The 2,152-nt window shown below is 60.6% G+C and carries 2 protein-coding genes; both read right to left on the bottom strand.

What is annotated here, in order from left to right; genetic code table 11:
- Positions 1–47 precede the first annotated feature (47 nt).
- On the bottom strand, positions 48–1,064 hold the full coding sequence (locus FCK22_RS05305) for a Fe(3+) ABC transporter substrate-binding protein (RefSeq protein WP_067264182.1): 1,017 nt from the start codon (positions 1,062–1,064) through the stop codon (positions 48–50).
- A gap of 128 nt (positions 1,065–1,192) precedes the next feature.
- The gene (gene yghU / locus FCK22_RS05310; protein ID WP_067264177.1) at positions 1,193–2,068 is read right to left on the bottom strand and encodes a glutathione-dependent disulfide-bond oxidoreductase; all 876 of its coding nucleotides are present in this window, start codon (positions 2,066–2,068) and stop codon (positions 1,193–1,195) included.
- Positions 2,069–2,152 lie beyond the last annotated feature (84 nt).

Genomic DNA, 2,152 nt, shown 5'->3' on the forward strand with positions numbered 1-2,152 from the left:
AAAAAAGGCGGGCCCGAAAGCCCGCCTCCTGCGCGATGTCGTGCTGATTATTCCCAGCCGACCGAGTTGAAGATCTTCTGCGCGGTGCCGATGTTCTCGGCCACGTCCGACAGATTCACGTCGTCGGCCTTGAATTCACCCAACTGCTTCACGCTGTCGGCCAGCTCCACGCCTTCCACGGTGGGGAATTCGTCGTTGCCCGCCGAGAAGTAGACCTGCGCCTGATCCGAGGCGAGATACTCAAGGAACTTCACCGCGTTCTCACGGTTCGGCGCGTTCTTGGCCACACCGCCGCCCGAGAGGTTCATATGCGCGCCGTTGCCTTCCTGATCCGGCCAGATCACGCCGATCTTGCCGATATCGGCGCTGACGCCATCGACATCGGTGCGGATCGCACGGGCGAAATAGTAGCTGTTGGAGACCGCGATGTCGCACTCACCGGAAACGATGCCGCGCAGCTGGTCGGTGTCGCCGCCCTGCGGGGCGCGCGCCATGTTGTCGACCACGCCCTGCGCCCATTCGGTCGCGGCTTCTTCGCCCTCATGGGTCACGATAGAGGCCAGCAGGGTCTGGTTGTAGGTGTTGGTCGAGGACCGGATGCAGACCTGACCTTTGTACGCCGGATCGGCGAGGTCCATGTAGGTCTCGGGCGGGTTGTCCATCGTCTCTTTGTTGAAGAAGATGATCCGCGCACGCTGCGACAGGCCGAACCACTGGTTGTCGTCGTCTTGCAGGTTGGAGGGGATGCGCTCTTCCAGCGTCTCGCTCTCGACGGCTTGCAGCAGGCCCAAGTCCTTGGCGCGTTTGAGGCGGCTTGTGTCCACGGTCAGCAGGACGTCGGCGGGGGAGTTCGCGCCTTCGGCTTCCATACGCGCCAGCAGTTCGTCGGCCTTGCCTTCGATGCGGTTGATGGTGATGCCGGTCGCTTCGGTAAAGTCGGAGTAGAGCCGCTCATCGGTGTCGTAGTGACGCGAAGAGTAGAGGTTCAACTCGCCATCGGCCAGCGCCGGCAGGGCCAGCGCCATCAGCGCGGCGGCGGCAGTCGATGTTTTGCAGAAGGTCATATCAGGGTCCTGTTCCATTGGGATAACTTGACTGAAATAGTAAGAAACAGATTTCACCCTTTCCTGCAACCAATTCCGAGAGATTTGGTTGGAAAGCCCCCGGCCAAGCCGGGCCGGGGGCTGCGTGGTCAGTCTTTGCTGCCGATCTTGTCTTGGGTCTTGGTGTCGAAATCGCTGGCATCGTGACGCTCGTGCAATTGCATCGACAGGTCATCGCCGAAGGCGCGGTTGACCATCCGGCCCCGCGTCACGGCAGGGCGCGCGTCAATCGCCTCGGCCCAACGCATCACGTTCTTGTAAGAGGTCACATCGAGGAATTCTGCCGCGGAGTAGAGCCGACCGAGGACCAGCTGCCCATACCAGCTCCAGATCGCCATATCGGCGATGGAGTATTCATCGGCGAAATATTCGTGTTCGGCCAGATGTTTGTCCATCACGTCAAGCTGGCGCTTGGTCTCCATCGCGAAACGGTTGATGGGGTATTCGAACTTCTCGGGCGCATAGGCATAGAAATGCCCAAAGCCGCCGCCGAGGTAGGGCGCGCTGCCCATCTGCCAGAAGAGCCACGAGAGCGCCTCGGTCCGGCGGGCGGGGTCTTGGGGCAAGAAGGCGCCGAATTTCTCGGCGAGATAGAGCAGGATCGCCCCCGATTCGAAGACCCGCTGCGGCGCGTCGCCGGAACGGTCCATCAGCGCGGGGATTTTCGAATTGGGGTTCACCTCAACAAAGCCGGAGCCGAACTGATCGCCCTCGGAAATATCAATCAGCCATGCGTCATATTCCGCCGCCTTGTGTCCCGCCGCCAGCAGTTCTTCGAACATCACCGTGACTTTGACCCCGTTGGGCGTGGCGAGGGAGTAAAGCTGAAAGGGATGCTCCCCAACGGGCAGTTCCTTGTCATGGGTCGCGCCGGCGATGGGCCGATTGGTGCTGGCGAATTTGCCGCCGCTCTCTGATTCCCATTTCCAAACTTTGGGGGGCGTATATTCGGGCGTGTCCGACATGATGGTCTTCCTTGTTATTCAAGCCTGCCTTGAAAGTGGGGTTTTGCGCCGGGGTTGCAAGCAGATAGGCGCAACGAAAAAAAA

It is taken from the genome of Sulfitobacter sp. 15WGC (assembly GCF_005068605.1).
Lineage (GTDB): Bacteria > Pseudomonadota > Alphaproteobacteria > Rhodobacterales > Rhodobacteraceae > Sulfitobacter > Sulfitobacter faviae.